Source organism: Vibrio sp. MMG023 (genome assembly GCF_021654215.1).
GTDB lineage: Bacteria > Pseudomonadota > Gammaproteobacteria > Enterobacterales > Vibrionaceae > Vibrio > Vibrio jasicida.
In genome coordinates this window covers 466,060-483,814 of the sequence record NZ_JAKFZP010000003.1, presented here as the reverse complement: position 1 = coordinate 483,814, position 17,755 = coordinate 466,060, and the positions used below count along the sequence as shown (strand labels likewise).

The following is a 17,755-nucleotide window of genomic DNA, read 5'->3' as shown; positions in this document are numbered from 1 at the left end:
ATAGACAAAAATATTTGCTCGAAACCTGTTATTGATCTCTCAATTTGAACGCATTTATATTGGAAAAATAAATTTTCTGTGAGCAATCGAAAACAGATTTTTCCTAATAAAAACAAGAAAAAAGAGTGGACAAAGCGAGAGAAATCGTGACAAAGCAAAGTATTTTGGAGGATGCGTTGCTGCTACGAAGAAAAAGAAAGTTTATTAAATATCGTGAAAATAAGTGAAAACACAAGAATTTACACTCGCATAACATTTAATCACCAATTGAACATTTAGAGCGCGCTTTGATTAAATAAATTGCAAATATAGGCGTTGATTTCCGTATTCATTACCCTATAATTCGCTCCCCCTAAACAACCTAATATACGAAATAAGTTGGTTATGAAAAACAACAATAGAATAGTATTAGGGAAATTCACATGGGACAGGACGACTCACAATTTACAGCCCTCCCTTTTGAGTGGCAGAACAAAAGAGCAAGGCACCGTTAAGCTCACCAACAAGCAAAAAGCATTATTGAACTGCTTAGTTGACGCGCACCCAAGCACGATCAGTAATAAAGAGATTATTCAGCAGGTTTGGGGCTATGAGCACATATCTCAAGAGAGTTTGCCTCAGTTGATCAATCGCACTCGACGAACGCTTGAAGACAATGATAAGAAAATTCTCATCAACATTCCTGGTGTTGGCTATTCATTAAACTTCGATGTTACTGAGGACGAAGAACTTACTTCTGAAAAACACATCGAGCCCAAGCATGACGTGCTTCCAATACTGGGTATGAAGGCTGCTCATCACCAAAACCTAAAGTCGTGGCGGATTCTGTTTGCAGTCTTGTTAATCGTAACCATGTTTAATTTATGGAATACCGCCAGCGCACTTTATTACAAACATGATTTCGAAAAAGTACTTAGCGCCGCGCCATACCCAGAAGCCCAACGTTCAGATGATGGCACAATAACCGTAACAATTGATAACCATGAATGTATTTATCACAAAGATGAACTCTTACTTGAATGCCAATAAATATAAGGCATTAGCACTAGTGATCGTGTTAAATGGAGTTCTATTGCTAATTGCACATCAATCAAAAGTACAGTTGTTCGGCAAAGTAGAAGCATCAGGCTATCGTTGGACAACCTACACCAAGTTGTATAAAAACCGCATGGATTCCCAAATTCATTACTCTACGCTTGATTCTGCGGAAGACAGCTACCAGTTTATGGAATATCACTACGAGTATTCCAAATCAAAAGGGAAGGATTACATTGTAGTAGGTGATGACAAACCAGTAAGCGTGCGATACAACCGTGTTTATTACATTGATGACCAATGCAATATCTTTTTCTCCGGTAGAGCCAAAAGAACGCTATCAAACATGTCTTTCCGCTGTTCATATTAATCCAATCAGCATCCAGTAATGTTTATAAAAAAGGCATATTTGATAATCAAGATGCCTTTTTTCTTTTAGTTAGATCAGTCTACCGCTGAGATTAAACGCGGAACTGGCTGACTTGCTTGTCTAACTGTTGTGTCTGTTCAGACAACATAGACAATGACTGTTGTGCTTGGCTCACTACATCTACAATCGACATACTGCTGTCTGCGATACCTTGAACGTTGCTGTTCACTTCATCACTCACTGAGCTTTGTTGGCCCGCTGCTGTCGCAATGTGCGTGTTCATCTCATTCATGCGTGCGATCGCGTTGAGGATTTCTGCCAAGGATTCTGTCGCCAAACCTGCCGATTGAATGGTGTCTTCACTGCTGGTTTTGCTGCCCTGCATCACTTCCACTGCTTGAGATGCACCCGCTTGCAGCTTCTCGATCATGGTTTGGATCTCGCCGGTGCTCTTTTGCGTGCGGCTTGCTAGGGAACGAACTTCATCTGCAACCACAGCGAAACCACGACCTTGTTCACCGGCACGCGCTGCTTCAATCGCCGCGTTCAATGCCAACAAGTTAGTCTGCTCTGCAATACCACGGATAACATCCAATACCGAAGCAATATTGCTCACATCGTTATCCAAGGTGTTGATGACTTGGCTCGCGCTTTCAATCTCACCCGCTAGGTCGCGAATAGCACCCACAGTTTGTTCAAGAATGATATTTGTATTTGCGAGCTCTTCATTGGCCGTTTGGCTAGCAAGTGCAGCCTCAGTCGCACTGTCGCTAACATTACGACTGGTCACTTGCATCTCGTGTACCGCTGCAGCAACGGCTTCACTGTCACGCTGTTGGCCAACGGTTGAATCTGCGATGGTCGAAGTCAGTGAGTTTAGGTTGTTCATCTCTTGGCGCAGTGTATTAGCGCTTTCCACCACTTGTGACACCGTCGCTTGGATCTTAGTCACGAATTGGTTAAAGCCACCAGCCAATTGACCGATTTCATCCTGAGAATGGACGTTAATACGCTGACTTAGATCGCCTTCGCCAGAAGCAATTTGCACCATCGCATCTTTGATATTGTTGATTGGCTTCACCACGGTTCTAAGCAGCAATACCATCATGCCCAGTGCAGCGATAATCACGATCGCGATGCCGGCCTCTAGGATGAACTCTGCACGCAAACCTGCTGCATTGATGTCCGATTTCAGTGCCTTTTGTTTGACTTCAATAGCATCTTTAACCACGTTTAACTGCTTGCGAACGGCAACAAACTGAGTATCAAATAATCCTTTGTGCTCGCTGTAGTAACTTGGCCATTGTGTTTGTGGGCTGTTAATCATCTCTTCATAGCTATCGAGCCATTTTTGACCCAATGACACAAGCTTATTAATTTCTATTGTTTGATGGGCAGGCAGAAGACCAGCTTGAGTCAGTTCGAGCGCTTTCTGCATGCGTGGCAAGGCTTTGTAAGCATTGTCTTTATATTCAAAAAGGTGATGGTCGATCTCTTGCGGTGTTTCTGCCAATGCTAGGGCTTGAATAGCAGAAGTCGCTTGATAAAGATCGCGGTAAGCATCTTCTATCGTAAATAGATTTGGAATGATTTGCTCATTAAGTGTGTCGCTTAGCTCCGTTTGTTTCCACATGGTGAGAACATTTAATACCGAGCTAACGGTCAGTAATGCAATCATCAAAGATAGAGGGAGAACTATCTTTTGCTTGATAGACAGGTTGCTGAACATGAATAGATACCTTTTGTTATTTTGTTCAAATCGCGCCCAATTATAACAAAGAGACAGCACAAGTAATTTCATATACAGTGCAACGTATTATAATAATTTTTATCTTTACGAGTAATATTTTAGATTCAACAAATAACTGATTTATTGGACGATTTTTCTAGGAAGCAAGGTCACATAACTTCAATCGGTACAGTTCGATATACCTTGGTTAGATTGGAACATTTCCATCATGGGTTCGATTTGAACATTCCCCCATACAACAAAGCCAAAGCACAATAAGGGGAACAAGAGATGAATAAGGGATTTGAACGTACCGAGCTTGCCGCGTTGAATCACAGTGGGTCTGAATACCTTCACACCTTTAGGTGGAAACTGACCTTCGATCAAACCACGTACGCCAAGTGGCAACATCAATACCGAAGTAAGTAAAAACACGGACAGTGGCATCCAAAAGAACAGTATGTGAACCAGAAGTTCCAAACCTGACATACCGAACACTTCATAACATTCCGGCGCTTCGGCGACTGCTTGCAGAAGAGGCTCTCCCTTAAGCTTAAACAGCACGCCAACTAGAAGGCCAAATACGCCAGCGATAGCGACTCTGATGATCTTTTCTTTTTTGCTGTACTGCGGCGCGTATTCCTTCATGCCCTTTCCTATCAAGATAAAAACCGAGAAAGTCAGCTTAAGAATGGCACGCCAGAGCGCAAATGTGCGCGTGGCTTTTGGGACGCACAATGGCGAATAATGAAACAGAAAGAAAACAGCCTCAATATCGCTATTGAGGCTGTTGGAAAGTTCACGAGTCCGGTTTAATCGTCGAACAACAAGTTGATTGCAATTGCCATCAAAACTAAACCTGAGATTGGCAGTAAGACACCCAATGGTGAGCGCTCGATGTAAGGCAGATTCTCTGCAATCAATAAGCCCCACTCAGGTTCTGGTGGCTTAACGCCAAGTCCGATAAAACTCAGAGACGTCAGGCTGAGCGTAATGTATGGCAAACGTAGAAACGCGTGACGAATCAATGGCGGCAGTACGTAAGGCAACAAGTAGTAACGGAGTACTCGCCACTGACTGGTTCCCCAAATGGGCGCAAGATGCGTGTAAGGCTGCGCTTTGGCTTCCATCAACAAGCTCGCACAGTGCGCCGCTAATGGTGCCCATGACACCATAACAATCGCAATCAAAGCGCTGTTTGGGTTCATCCCCGTTAGACCAGCAATCAGCAGACCAGCCACAATGTATGGCACACCTTTGGTGATCTCAATTAGGCCTTGGCTATAACGAGTCACGAAGCCGAGCAGCAAACCAATCACCAAACTTAGGAAGGTTGCGATGATGCCCATTTTGATTGTCGACATCATACCGCCGCCAACACGAGCAAGCAGATCTCGCCCGACCGCATCGGCACCAAACGGTGCTGCTAAGCTAGGCGATTCAAGGCGAGTAAATTGGATGGTGTAAGGATCGCGTATTAACGCCCATCCCGCACAACCAATCAGCAAGGCAAAGATTGTGGCACTGACGATGCGTTTGGTGGTGCTTTGGGTAAAACGGAACGTGCTGTGACTGCTGATCAACTTGCCACTTGTGACACTGTGCCCGAGTAACCAGCGCTGTAATAAGATGCTCGCACTGCTGATCAACATCGAGAACACCAGCAACACTAACAAACCACCTTGTAGCATCGGCAGATCTTGTGACTTCGCCGCGCCTAATATTAGTCGTCCGATACCTGGAATGGAGAACACCTGTTCCACAGCAACCGCACCGCCGGTTAAACCAATCACCGTCATTGCGATTTGAGGAATCAAGTTACTAACGGCACGCCACAAGGCAAAGCGTAAGATTTGAAACTTACTGACGTTCGCCGATAGCCAAGTGATCACCCAAGGCTCATCTAGTACACGCTTGAGGCTGTCATTGAGCAAGCGCCCGAACAAGCCAGCAGCAGGCAATGCCATTGCCAAGCTGGGTAGCCAGAGGTTTTGCACGCCTTGCCAGCCATAAGGCGGGAACCAGCCCAACCAGATGGAAAACACCATGATCAGCAACGAAGCAATCACGTATTCAGGCAATGAAACCAACACCGAACTGAGCGTGTCATGATGCTTGTCTAAACGATTCTGTTGCCAACGACGCACAGTGTAAAGTACGCTCGCCATGCACATTACAAATGCCATGCCTAGCGCTGTAAGCATCAGTAATAGTGACGTTTTTGCGGTTTGTTGAACGCTCTCCATCACAGATGCGCCACTCACCCAAGAGACACCTAAGTCACCTTGCATGGCAAGCGTCAACCAATCCCACAGTCGCTCAGCAGCGCTGCGGTCAAGTTGAAGATCTTCTCGAATGGCTTGCAGAGCTTCCGCCGTCAGCAATTGTTGAGCACCCGCACGGGCACGGAGGATTGATTGGCTTGGATCGATACCTGCAATATCCGGCATCAAACCCACCAGCACAACCACTACCCCGAGAGACAGGAAGCGCGACAAAAAACGCGTAAACCATTCAGGCATACAAGCGCTCCAACGAGAGCGCATGTTGGCAACAGACGACATCGAGTTAGTTCACCTCAGTAAACTGGTCGATCAGGCGACGCTCACGTGGGTCGCGTTGTGCGTTCTTCACGCGGTCACTCTCACCTTGGATTACACGCTCGTGAAGCAGTGGAATCACAGCGTATTGCTCAAGGATTTTGCTTTCTGCTTCGATGATCGCTTGTTGGCGTTTCTCACCCAACGGCTGACGGTCGGCGTGTTTCAAGGCTGCGTCCACTTCTTCAGAGCAGAACTGACCTAGGTTGTAAGAACCTTTACAGCTAAAGTCACTTTGCATGTACGCCACTGGGTCACCAGAATCCAGCACCGTTGCGCGTGACAACAAGAACGCATCGAACTTACCTGCTAGTGCATCGTTTTCGATTTGTGCGTATTCACGAACATCTAGCTCAACCACAAAGCCAGCCGCTTCAAGTTGCTGCTTTAGCAGCACCGCTACTTCTGGCAACTCAGCACGGTCGGTAAATGTACCGATGGTGATCTTCTCACCGTTCGCGTGGCGCATTTCCATGGTTTCCATACGAGGGTTCGCGTCACGAATTGGTTGAGCCCATGCCAATGCCGGACCTAACAGACCTTTCGCTGAATCGGCGTGGTTCTCGTAAACCGTTTTGATGATTTGCTCACGGTTAACCGCTTGAGCTGCTGCTTTACGCAAACCGAACTGGCTAAACACATCTGATTTGTTGTTTAGGTAAAGCGTGTTGGTACGTGGCATTGCGACTTCGTGCAGCTGTGAAGATTCCATCATCGCGATTTGCGATACAGGAACCGCTTCAACTACATCCGCCTCACCGGTACGCAGCGCTGCAGCACGAGCAAAACCGTTTGGTACGTATTCAGCAAAGATACTGTCTACTTTTGCTTTTTCACCCCAGTAACCGTCAAAACGCTTCAGTTTTGCGCTGGTTGTCCCGTTGATTTCTGTCAGAACGAATGGACCCGTACCCGCATTGATTGGCACGACGCGACCGTTGTCTTGATATGCAGCACCAGAAAGGATCGCTAGCTGTGGGCTAGATAGACGGCTTGGCAACAATGGATCGTTAAAGGTCGTTTTGATTTCAACAGTGAAGTCGTCCAGTGCGCGAACTTGCCATTCGATACCATCCAAAATGCGTGGTTTTGGTGCGGCATCTAATGCTTTTTGTAGAGAGTTCACAACCGCGTTGGCATCAAGCTCAGAACCATCGTGGAATTTCACGCCCTTACGTACCGTAAACTGCCACGTCATCGGGTCAACTTGTTCCCACTCTGTTGCCAGCATAGGCTCTGCTACAGACTGATCGTTTAGGTTCACCAGCGTTTCTGCCGTGCTCCAACGTGACAGTTTGAACGCGTCATCTGAAAGTGGCGACAAACCTGTGCGTGGTGGTTGCATCATGGCAACGCGAATTTCCGTTGCTTGCGGTGCAGCTGCTTTTTCCGCTTCTGGCTTGCTTTCGCCAGAGTCAAAACAACCCGTCAGCAGTGCGCTTAAAGCCAGCGACAAAGCTAACTTGGGAGTGCTAAGGTGCATAAGAAACCTCTCCAATGGTTTTTGTGAATTCATTACTTTTGTGTTGAGCGCTCATCAAGGCTCTCGTGATCAAGTGTGATGGGTTATTTGTCACGTTTTGTGCTGTGCCGTGCTCGACAACGCGTCCTTTGTCTAACACTAGGATTTCATCGCATAGGGTTTGTGCCGCATCGAGGTCATGCGTCACCAAAATCAGGCGCATCTGACGACTCTTTTGAATGCCTGCCAACAAGTCGAGAATCTGTTTACGACTGACGGGATCTAGGCTGCTGGTTGGCTCATCGGCAACCAACACACAAGGTTCGACAATCAAAGCTCTGGCGATAGCCACACGTTGGGCTTGCCCAACTGATAACTGCTGAGGGTTACGATCTAACAATGTGAGATCCAAACCGACATCCGCCAAGACCTTTTCCACCTTCTCGTTGAGCTCTTGCGTTAAACCAATATTGCTTAGCGGCTCCAGTAAGATCTGGCGAACGGTGTAGTACGGATTCAAGCTAGACTGCGGCTCTTGCGGAATCAGTTGAATGTGCTGACACAACTCTTGTCGCTGCTTAGCCGAGCTACGCGATAGCGGATAGCCACACACATACACTTCACCAGATGTGGGCTTACGAAGACCGAACAAAAGCTCAATCAAGGTCGATTTACCCGCACCAGAAGGACCAACAATCGCAATGTTCTTTGTGTCGATGGCAAGATCCAATTGTTCGAGCGCTTTGAACGGTTTGCCCCCTAACCAACTTGGTTTGGAGTAATAGTGAACACTGGCTTGCTCAAAGCGAACTTCCGCCGATTTAGGCTGCGTGTGCCCGCTCAAGTTGTGCTTAGTCAAAATAGGCTCCAGAGATGAGGTTAAGGCAGCAGTTGCGCAAGTTGTTGGCAGAAAGGATGCGAACTTTGCTGAATGGCTTGCCATGGTGCGCCATAAGCCACCATGGTGTTGTCCGCAATCACCAAGACTTTGTCACACGCCAAAGCCGCAGAGAGATCGTGCGTGATCAACAAACCACTGATGTTGCGTTGCTGAACACTACTGCGAAACAACTCGAGGATCTCCGCTTCGGTGATTGGATCGAGCGCACTGGTGGGCTCATCAGCGATGATCAAGTTGGCACTACCAAGCAACGCAATCGCAATACAAATACGCTGGCGCTGACCACCAGATAACTGGCTTGGATGCTGCGCTAATGCTGCTTTTGGATCCGCAAATCCGAGTTGAGACAACAAGGTCGTCACCGTTTCTCGGTTTGCTGAAGACAAGCGTGTTTTGTTGCCCGTCAATGCCAAACACAGTTGTTGCTCGACAGAGGCCAATGGATTCAGCGCTTTAAGTGCATCTTGGAAAATAACCGCGGGACGCTGCGATTGACTACGTTGCAGCATGACAGTTTGTGCGACTTCACTGCTGTTAAGCTGGATACTTCCGTCTACCCAAATATCAGACGGCAAAAAACCTGCGACGGCTTTCGACAACATGGATTTACCAATGCCGGAAGGTCCCATAATGGCAAGAACTTCACCTTGAAACAGCTCAAAAGAAATGTCTTTGAAGAGTGTGCGTTCTGAGTCTGTAAGGCTGAGATTATTAACGGAGAGTATTGGTTGAGAAATCACGACATCAAACTAAATGTAACAATATAACATAACGATAGTATCACGCAGGTCTGAGCAAGAAAACAACTCAGAGGGGTTATTTCATCATCTTTTTCACGCTTTTATCAGCAAGGGCGGATGGCTCCGCCCTTGTGGTAGCGCATCTAAATAACCGAGTTTGTAAAACCGTGAATTACTGACACTTTTGTTTAACTTGATCGAGGTATGGGAACAAGAAGACAAAGCGCCCAACGTAGAACAAAGTGAATGCCAGCCACAAACCGTGATTGCCCCAGTATTGCACCGCAATAAATTGCGTCACTAGGAACAACACCATGGTTAGGAAGGTAGAGTTACGCACTGGTCGCGTTGTCCCTGTGCCGGTAAAGATGCCGTAAAACGTAAGACCAAAACCAGCAACCAACGGGAATGCCAATAACCAAGGGCTCATGTCTAGGTACAGCTCAACAAGGTTTGGCAAAGTGGTAAATAACGACACCACTTGGTGTTTGAACAGCACCAACAACAAGGTCAATACAACAACGAACGCCGCAGTCCATTGCGTGTTTAGCTTAATCACGTTACCAAGCAATGTCGGATTCTTCTGCCCTACGGCTTTACCTGCAAAGACGCTCGACGCATTCGCCACACCGTCGAACATGTAGCTGACGATGAAGGTCACTTGCATCAAGATTGCGTTCGCCGCAAGCACATCAGAACCAAGCTGAGAGCCTACACGCGCCATCATGTTGAAGAACACCAATAGACACACAGTACGAAGCAGCAGATCCATATTGGAAGACGCGATAACTTTGAGATCTTTACGCGTCATTTTTGCGGTCTGAATGTAATCAAACAGCGGAAAGCGACAGGTTTTCAACACAAGCACCGCACCAATAACAAACGTCGAGATTTGCGCGATAAGTGTCGCCACCGCAACACCAGCGATGCCCATATCGAAGTACAACACAAAGACGATATCCAGCACGATGTTCAGCACGTTACCAAACACTTGCGTGAACAAGGTTTCTTTGGCTTTCGCCTGCCCCATCAGCCAACCAATCACGGTGTAGTTCAGCAGTACAAACGGTGCACCAAAGATCATGATATCGAAGTAAATCTTCGCGTTTTCGGCCACGACGGCATCAGGGGAGATAATCAGCTCTGCCCCCATCCAAATCACGGACTGCAACGCAATGAAAATCAAGCCAAGGCAGAGCGAAAGCACGAAAGGACGGAATAAGCTGCTCGCTTGATCTTCTGGGCTATTTTTACCTAATGCGATTGCACTTTGCCCCGTAGTACTTACGCGGAAAAAGCCAAACAACCAATACAAGGTGTTCATGATGACGGTGCCGATCGCCACACCACCAATCATCTCAGCCACACCAAGTTTACCGATCACCGCGGTGTCCACCGCCCCCAATAATGGCTGGGTAACAGTAGAAACGATGAAAGGAAATGCGATTTTAAAATAGTCTTTATGAGTCAGGTTCATTCTTGGTTAAACTCAGTTTCAAATGGGATTTCTAGGTAGCCAGCGGCTTCTAGCAGTTCTTTCGTATATGGGTCGCGTACGTGCTTGAGATTACGCATGTCATCAACGCGTTCAACAATCTGACCGCCTTTGAAAAACATCAGACGATCACATAAGAAACTCGCTACCGCAATATCGTGAGTGATAAACAGGTACGAAATATTGCGCTCTTGTTTGAGCTTTTGTAGCAAATCGAGGATCTGTACCTGAACCGACACATCCAGCGAGCTCACCGCTTCATCAAGCAGGATGAATTTTGGGTTTGGTGCCACTGCACGCGCAATACAAACGCGCTGCAATTGACCGCCACTCAATTGATGCGGGTAGCGTTCTAGCATTTCTGCTTTTAGCCCCACCTCTTCGAGCAATTGAGTCAGCAAAGCTTCACGCTGCGCTTTACTCATTGCTTCAGTAATCAGCGGTTCATTAATGATTTCACGCACGGTTAAGCGTGGATTCACCGAGGTATTGTAATCTTGAAAGACCACACTGATGGCTTTGTGTGTCGGTAAGCTAGCAATCGCTTCGCCTAGTACCACCTCACCACTGTCGGCAGATTCCAAGCCTAAAACAACTTTGCCCAAGGTGCTTTTTCCGCTGCCTGATTCGCCAACGATACCGACACATTCACCTTCATTTACGGTAATCGACACACCATTGAGAACATGCTGATAGCTTGGGAACAACCAACTGTCATCGTTTTTGAAAGCCTTGGTAACTTTTCGAACATCAATCAGCATTAGGCAGTCTCCATCACGGATTTAAAACGATTAATCAACGCCATACGGGTATCAACCAAATAACGTGTGTGCTCGCTTTGTGGGTTGGTAAACACTTGCTTGGTGTCGCCATATTCCACGACCTTTCCTTGATTCATGACCATCACATTATCGGCTATGTGCGAAACCAAACTTAAATCGTGGCTGACGAAAATCAGGCTAGTGCCAAACTGCTCTCGCACAAATTGCAGCTCTTTAATGACCTCTCGTTGTGAGATGTAATCGATCGCTGTAGTTGGCTCATCGGCAATGATCAGCTTAGGTTTTAGCACTAAAGCCAGCGCCACCATGATGCGTTGCAGCATGCCGCCACTCAGCTCGTGCGGGTATTTCTTCAATAAAGATTGCACCGATTTTAAGTTCACTCGGGTGAGCACATCGCAGAATAACTCGGTCGCGTCTTTACTGCTCATCGCTGAGTGCTGTTTAATCGTCTCGACGGCTTGATTGCCAATCGTGAACAGCGGATTGAACGCCGTCATTGGGCTTTGCATGATCATCGAGATTTTTTCACCACGCATTTGGCGGCGCTGCTTTTGTGGCATTGAGAATAAATTTTCACCCTCAAAAATAGCCTCTCCAGAGATAGCAAAGTGCTCACCTAACAAGCTATTAATCGCATTACAAGTTAAGCTTTTTCCACTGCCCGACTCACCTAAAATGCCCAAGCATTGGTCTTCTTTTAGGGTGAAGCTGACGTCAGAAACCAATTCACGATGAGTAGGTTTCTCCAATGTCACAGCAAGATTCTTCACTTCTAACATCATCGTTGCTCCGTTCTTGGGTCTAACACATCACGCAGTGAGTCACCGAGCAAGTTACAACACGCTACGACCACCATAATCGCCGCGCCCGGAATCAACATTTGTTCAGGGTTAGAGAACAGCACTTCTTTGGCATCACTGAGCATTGCACCCCACTCTGGTGTCGGCGGTTGAATACCCAGTCCCAAGAAAGACAGCGTCGAAATACTTAGGATGATCCACCCCAAGTCCAAGGTAGCGAGAATAATGACCTCAGCAGCAATATTCGGCGCCAAATGCTTACGGAAGATGAAGCTTTGCGGTGTTTTTACCGTGCGCGAATACATAATGTAGTTCTGATGATTAAACGCGATAACCGAGCTACGCACGATGCGTACATACCATGCAATCTTGGCAATGAAGTTTGCCACGATGATGTTAGTGATGCCCGGCCCCATGATGCCGACGATACTTAGCACGATGATTTCATAAGGAAAAGACAGCATGACTTCACAACCGCGCATGATCAGAGCATCAACTTTGCCGCGCACGTAACCAGAAACCACACCAATAAAGCCACCGACCAAAGCGGTGATCACCATGGTCAACAAGGAGTAGTAAAGCGTGGTGCGAATACCAAAAAGAAGGCGTGAGTAAATACAACGACCTAAATGGTCAGTGCCCAGCGGGTATTCCGCCGACATTGGCATCAAGGTGTTAATCACATCAGCTAAGTTTGGATCGTGCGGCGCAAGATAAGGCGCAAATGCCCCCATCAAACAAATCACGGTAAGAATAAACAAACAGGCGACAACGGTTTTGTTGCTAAAGAGACGTTGCATCATTGGTTGTTACCTCCTGATTTCAGGCGAGGATCCACCACCGTATGTAAGATATCGATCAGTAAGTTCGATACCACGAACAAGCTGCCCATCACCAAGATGTAAGCTTGAATGATTGGGTAGTCTCGATTGAAGATTGCTGCGAGTGCAAGACGCCCTAATCCCGGAATGGCGAAGATGCTTTCGATAACTACGGTTCCCGCGATCAATCGCACAATACCAATACCCAAAGCCGTCATAGAGGTTTGCAGCGAGTTCTTAAGAAGGTGTTTCCACACCACGCGATATTCAGGAATGCCACGCGCTCGGGCGTAAACCACGTAGTTATGATTCATCGAATCCAACATCGAATTGCGGATCAAACGAATGTACGTTGCCACATACGCCATACACAACGTAATCGATGGCAGAATAAAATGACTGAAGGTCGATGCCCCGCTGCTTGGCAGCCAGTACATGTAAATTGAGAAGAACCAAATCAGAATAAACGCGAGCCAGAAGTTTGGCATCGCTGTGCTGGCAAAGATAAACACTCGCACAATGCGATCAAACCAGTGGTCTTTATACACCGCACTGAGCACGCCCATCGGAATACTCACGCACACCAGTAGAATCAGCGACAATCCTGCAAGCTTTAAGGTGTACGGGAAACTGCGCGCCAACTCTTCAGACACGAGGCGGTTGGTGTTGGTGTAAGACACACCAAAGTCACCTTGTAGTGATGCCACCAGCCAATTAGCGTATCGCACCAAAAATGGTTTATCTAAACCAAGCTCTTGGCGGATTTCTTCAATCGCCTCTGGGCTTGGCGTCGTGTCGTTAACACGTAATGCAACTTCGGCAGGATCAGCGGGAATAATATTGACCAAGGCAAAAGCGATAAAGGAGACAAAGAAAAGTGTCACGCTTGCACTCAGTAGCCGCTTGATTATGTATTTCGCCATGCAGATACTTTCTCTACGTTTTAGTTAGAAAAGTAAAAAGACTGACACCCAATTCAGAGTGCCAGTCGTGATACTTTGAGTCAGTGTGTGGTCCACCGACTGGTGAGATTACTTAACAGACATACGTTGCAAAGGAATCTCAAATTGAGATGGGTTAAAGCCCACACCCTCTACACGCTTGTTGAAAATCGCACGGTTTTGCTCGTAGCTGATCGGGATGTAGATCGCTTGCTCGTGCAGTGTTTTCAATACGTAGGTGTAGTGCGCTTGACGCTCTGTTTCATCAATCGCTTCTAGTGCTTCAAGGATGTTCTTATCGATTTCTGCTTTTTCAGGAATGCCCTGCTGCGCTGCGTAATCGCCGTAAACCGGTTTACGCATACCACCTAGGAACGATTGAGGATCGTAAGGCGTACCCCAAGAGATGTTGAACGATAGGTCAAAGTCACCTTGTTTCAAACGGTCACGGTGTGCCTGTTCTTCTTCACCAACAAGGTTCATTTTCAAACCCACTTTTGACCATTCACTTTGTAGGTATTGCGCGATAGTACGCTCAACCACTTTGTCACTGTCGTAAGAAAGCGTGATTTCAAAAGGCTTACCGTTTAGCTTGCGCACTTTGCCGTCTTTCTTCCAACCCGCTTCATCCAGCAGTTTTTCTGCTTGAGCAACGTCGTATTGGTATGGCGTCAGCTCGATGTTTGCGTAAGGTACGTTTTGCGCCAATAGCGTGTCTGCTGGTTTTTCAAGACCTAGCATAATACGCTCAGCAATGATCGCTTTGTTGGTTAGATGGCTCAACGCTTGGCGAACACGCGTATCACTCAGGCTTTCACTCGCTGAGTTCAGAATCAGCATACGTGTAGAAACCGGATCTGACAGGTTAGTGCCAAAACGTGGATCTTTTTCAAACTGCTTGAATGATTGAGCACTGATTAGCTGCAAACCGTAAACCATGTCTACTTCGCCACTGCGCAGTGACAATAGGCGCGATTGGTTGTCTGGGATCACTTTCGCGATGATCTTGTCAACCTGAGGTTTCTCACCCCAGTAGTTTTCGTTGCGTTCAAACGTTGCACGTTGATCTACTACGTTGTCCGTTAGGACATAGCTACCCGTGCCGACGTAGCAATTCGTGCCATCTTTGGTTGTGCCGTCTTTGAAACATTTTGGAGAAAGGAAACGGAACGGGCGTGTCACACCAAGCTCAACAAGGAATGGGTAGTAGGATTCGGCAAACTCAACTTCGATGGTGTTATTGTCCACCACGCGAACACTCTCTTTACCTGACTTCTCGACTTCAACCATTAGACGAATCGACTCAAGCCAAGTGTGACGGTTTGCGTTATCTAGCAATGCATCAAAGTTTGCCTTCACGACGTTAGCGTCAAACTTTGTACCATCAGAAAAAGTGACGTCATCGCGCAGCTTAAATGTGTAGGTTTTGCCGTCTTCAGACGTGCTCCAACTGGTTGCTAACCAAGGCTCAAGAACGCCGTTGTCACCAAGGTGAACCAAACCTTCGAAGATCAAGTTTTGCGCAAAAATCTCACCGCCATAAAGATGCGGGTTAAGGTCGCGAATGTCGCGGTAGTTGGCAAACGTCAGTGTGCTCTCTTCTGCGAAAGCACTTTGAATGGGAAGAATGGCGGAAGCAGCTACCGCAACCACGGCGATCAGTTTTTTAGACGGCATAAACAAAACCTTTAAATGTTAATGATAATTATTATCTTTAATTATATTAATACTACAATAAGGGCAACAATCATCAAGCCCTTAATGGCATCAAACTGACTGTCATTGGCTCATACAAAAATAAGACAATGATTTAGATAGAAAAATATTTAGTTGTGCTCGTGGGCGTATCTGGCAAAGTCACCAGAAAACATGCTGAAAACACCGGCGTCAAGTCCCGCAATCTCGCAGCTACGGCAGACGAACAGAAGTCTAAAGCTGATAGGAAATGAGCACGCAATTACGCGTGAGGGGGCGACCGAGTACGTGGCAGCTCATAAACATTGAGATGCGCTTCGGTCAGAATTGTATGATGATATTCTGGGGTTTGATTGACGACAGGCAATTCAAAATCGCTGCAGTGAACAGCCGTTTGAATCGCGTCATAGATTTCGCACTGATGTTGAAGATGCGTTTCTGGCTCCATTTCCAAATCGTGCACGATCGACAACGTACTCAAACCGACAGGCAGCATGAGCAGTGCGAGCATTAACAGCACATTGTTGGTAAAGCGAGAAAAGTAGTTCAAATTCCACATCTCAGTGATGATGATGGGGCGAAATGTAACACCGCATTGCGTGCTAAATCTTTATCTAGATCAAGTTAACACCTTAAGTTTGAAAAATAATGAGAATTAATCTTACTTTCGATACATATTCATCAAACCTAGCCATCTCTCCTCAAACAGGCAAATCCTTATAAAATTTAGTGATAAAAAATCAACCGCGTTCAAATCACCAAAATGTTATGTTATAACAATTTCCACTTTTCATATTGCTTCACACATAGGTAATCGGATGTCCATTTTTGGATCGTTTTCTCTTTCTAGATTACGCCTAACTCTTACTGCTTTCTCGCTGCTGTTTTCTTGTTTTGTCCACGCCCACCCTCATTCTTGGGTGACGATGGAAACCAAAATCAATATCAAAGAAGATAAGATTCAATCGCTCTCAATGAACTGGGAGTTTGACGCCATGACCACGGCTTACATGCTCGCGGGGGAGAAACTCACCGACGAAAATCGAGATGAGGTACTTTCGCCCCTCTCTAGTCAGGTGATTTACAACCTGTTATCAAGCCATTACTTCACCTACTTTTATGCCGACGATGAACCGATTCGCTACAAGATGGTGGAAGAAGGGTCTATCGAGATGAATGGTGCAAAAGCAACATTGAAGTTCAATCTTGAACTCGCTAAACCCACCAGTATCTACACGCCTGATCTGCGTCTACTTATCTTTGATCCAAGTTACTTCGTAGATATGAGTTGGGAACATAAGCATGCCATCACCATCAATAAGCCTTACGCTGATCGTTGTCATATCGACGTGGTTGAACCAAACCCAACACCAGAGCAAGTGACTTACGCGATGTCACTCTCTGTTGATGCTGACCCAGATAACGAACTCGGTCAGCTATTTACCCAAAAAGCCCTCTTCACCTGTGATCCGGAGGAGAACTAATGGGAAACTCGTTAGCCTTCAAACGTGCCCTGTTCGCTGTGTTTAGCGTGGTGCTGTTAGCCATTACTCTGCATATTTGGAATCACTTCCCTGCTTACTGGATGCAGTTGATTCGGCTTCAACGTGACACGGTAAACTCGCTCAGTGAATACCTGATGCTCATCAGCCAAGGGCAACTGTTGTACGGTTGGTACTTGTTGGGTTTTAGCTTTCTGTATGGTTTGTTGCATTCAGTTGCCCCTGGGCACGGTAAAACGGCAGTGACATCAATGAGCCTTATTCATGGCTACCGTCGTCGACAAGCGCTTGTATTGGTCGTGATTATTGCCGCCCTGCAAGCCGCAAGCGCGTGCATTCTTTTCGTGATTACCGATAAGATTGCAGAGCAGTTTGCTTTCAGCCTTTCCGATAATGTTCGTCTGCTAACGCAAGGTTGTGCGGTTTTTATTATTCTGCTGGCGTTGAAAGAGTTTGCGTCTGTGGTTAAACGCCGCCTCAAGCAAACTCCCTCTCCAGAAGATGATGATTCCGCAGATTCCAATGGCAATATTTCATGGAAAGCACTACTGCTTATCGGCTTCCGCCCTTGTACTGGCGCGGTGCTGGTTCTGTTTCTCTCTAACATGTTAGGCAGCTTAATGTGGGGCATGATCGCGACATTCGTGATGGCTTTAGGAACAGCAATGACCAACTCGATATTGGTGTTCAACGCTTTAACGATTCAACGCCAAATGAAAAACCACAACGCCAAACCTAATGCCAACTTGAGCGATACGCTTAACCTTGTTTTGGCAGTTACTATGGTGGCATCGGGTTTTATTCTCTATAACTTTGCCAGCGTGGCAGGATTGCAGAACTTCGTCAGATAAGTACCGACAACAATAAACGCAAAAGCCC

The 17,755-nt window shown here is 46.6% G+C and carries 17 protein-coding genes; 4 read left to right on the top strand and 13 right to left on the bottom strand.

Annotated features, from left to right (window positions below; all coding sequences use genetic code 11):
* Positions 1–384: 384 nt before the first annotated feature.
* Together L1076_RS11910 and L1076_RS11905 are read left to right on the top strand one after the other, a co-directional pair.
* Positions 385–1,029 (top strand): winged helix-turn-helix domain-containing protein, encoded by a 645-nt coding sequence (locus L1076_RS11910; RefSeq protein WP_054755827.1) that lies wholly within the window; start codon positions 385–387, stop codon positions 1,027–1,029.
* Positions 1,030–1,072: 43 nt separating this feature from the next.
* Positions 1,073–1,405 (top strand): hypothetical protein, encoded by a 333-nt coding sequence (locus L1076_RS11905; protein WP_227742632.1) that lies wholly within the window; start codon positions 1,073–1,075, stop codon positions 1,403–1,405.
* Between the two features lie 91 nt (positions 1,406–1,496).
* Here L1076_RS11905 and L1076_RS11900 read toward each other — a convergent pair whose 3' ends face one another.
* From L1076_RS11900 to L1076_RS11840, 13 genes are all read right to left on the bottom strand, one after another.
* Positions 1,497–3,134, bottom strand: coding sequence for a methyl-accepting chemotaxis protein (locus L1076_RS11900; RefSeq protein WP_039975126.1), 1,638 nt, complete (start codon positions 3,132–3,134; stop codon positions 1,497–1,499).
* A 180-nt stretch (positions 3,135–3,314) separates the two neighbouring features.
* Complete coding sequence (locus L1076_RS11895; RefSeq protein ID WP_054755825.1) at positions 3,315–3,782, bottom strand: hypothetical protein; 468 nt, start codon at positions 3,780–3,782, stop codon at positions 3,315–3,317.
* 164 nt (positions 3,783–3,946) lie between these two features.
* Positions 3,947–5,656, bottom strand: a complete 1,710-nt coding sequence (locus tag L1076_RS11890) for an ABC transporter permease subunit (RefSeq protein WP_237303662.1) — start codon at positions 5,654–5,656, stop codon at positions 3,947–3,949.
* 46 nt (positions 5,657–5,702) lie between these two features.
* A complete protein-coding gene (locus tag L1076_RS11885; RefSeq protein WP_237303661.1) occupies positions 5,703–7,217 on the bottom strand; it encodes an ABC transporter substrate-binding protein in 1,515 nt (504 codons plus the stop codon).
* Entirely contained in the window at positions 7,207–8,055 is an 849-nt protein-coding gene (locus L1076_RS11880; RefSeq protein ID WP_009698234.1) for a dipeptide/oligopeptide/nickel ABC transporter ATP-binding protein, read from the bottom strand. The genes L1076_RS11885 and L1076_RS11880 overlap by 11 nt, the downstream gene beginning before the upstream one ends.
* Before the next feature lie 20 nt (positions 8,056–8,075).
* Positions 8,076–8,837 carry an ATP-binding cassette domain-containing protein gene (locus tag L1076_RS11875; RefSeq protein WP_009707060.1) on the bottom strand — a complete coding sequence of 254 codons (762 nt, stop codon included), beginning with the start codon at positions 8,835–8,837 and terminating at the stop codon, positions 8,076–8,078.
* A 172-nt stretch (positions 8,838–9,009) separates the two neighbouring features.
* Positions 9,010–10,314: an MATE family efflux transporter gene (locus L1076_RS11870; protein ID WP_045453154.1), complete on the bottom strand. Its 1,305-nt coding sequence runs from the start codon at positions 10,312–10,314 to the stop codon at positions 9,010–9,012.
* Positions 10,311–11,093 (bottom strand): dipeptide/oligopeptide/nickel ABC transporter ATP-binding protein, encoded by a 783-nt coding sequence (locus tag L1076_RS11865; RefSeq protein ID WP_237303660.1) that lies wholly within the window; start codon positions 11,091–11,093, stop codon positions 10,311–10,313. Before L1076_RS11865 ends, L1076_RS11870 begins: the two co-directional genes overlap by 4 nt.
* Positions 11,093–11,899, bottom strand: a complete 807-nt coding sequence (locus tag L1076_RS11860; protein ID WP_237303659.1) for an ABC transporter ATP-binding protein — start codon at positions 11,897–11,899, stop codon at positions 11,093–11,095. The genes L1076_RS11865 and L1076_RS11860 overlap by 1 nt, the downstream gene beginning before the upstream one ends.
* A complete protein-coding gene (gene opp1C / locus L1076_RS11855; RefSeq protein ID WP_038866929.1) occupies positions 11,896–12,720 on the bottom strand; it encodes a nickel/cobalt ABC transporter permease in 825 nt (274 codons plus the stop codon). Before opp1C ends, L1076_RS11860 begins: the two co-directional genes overlap by 4 nt.
* Positions 12,717–13,661, bottom strand: coding sequence for a nickel/cobalt ABC transporter permease (opp1B, locus tag L1076_RS11850; RefSeq protein WP_038866927.1), 945 nt, complete (start codon positions 13,659–13,661; stop codon positions 12,717–12,719). The genes opp1C and opp1B overlap by 4 nt, the downstream gene beginning before the upstream one ends.
* Before the next feature lie 108 nt (positions 13,662–13,769).
* Positions 13,770–15,356 (bottom strand): nickel ABC transporter substrate-binding protein, encoded by a 1,587-nt coding sequence (nikA, locus tag L1076_RS11845; RefSeq protein ID WP_237303658.1) that lies wholly within the window; start codon positions 15,354–15,356, stop codon positions 13,770–13,772.
* Between the two features lie 280 nt (positions 15,357–15,636).
* Positions 15,637–15,933, bottom strand: a complete 297-nt coding sequence (locus L1076_RS11840) for a DUF2607 family protein (protein ID WP_275424157.1) — start codon at positions 15,931–15,933, stop codon at positions 15,637–15,639.
* A gap of 259 nt (positions 15,934–16,192) precedes the next feature.
* On the opposite strand from L1076_RS11840, the gene L1076_RS11835 reads away from it, so the two are divergent.
* Entirely contained in the window at positions 16,193–16,858 is a 666-nt protein-coding gene (locus tag L1076_RS11835) for a DUF1007 family protein (protein WP_237303656.1), read from the top strand.
* On the top strand, positions 16,858–17,727 hold the full coding sequence (locus tag L1076_RS11830) for a nickel transporter (RefSeq protein WP_054755815.1): 870 nt from the start codon (positions 16,858–16,860) through the stop codon (positions 17,725–17,727). The genes L1076_RS11835 and L1076_RS11830 overlap by 1 nt, the downstream gene beginning before the upstream one ends.
* Positions 17,728–17,755: the final 28 nt, after the last annotated feature.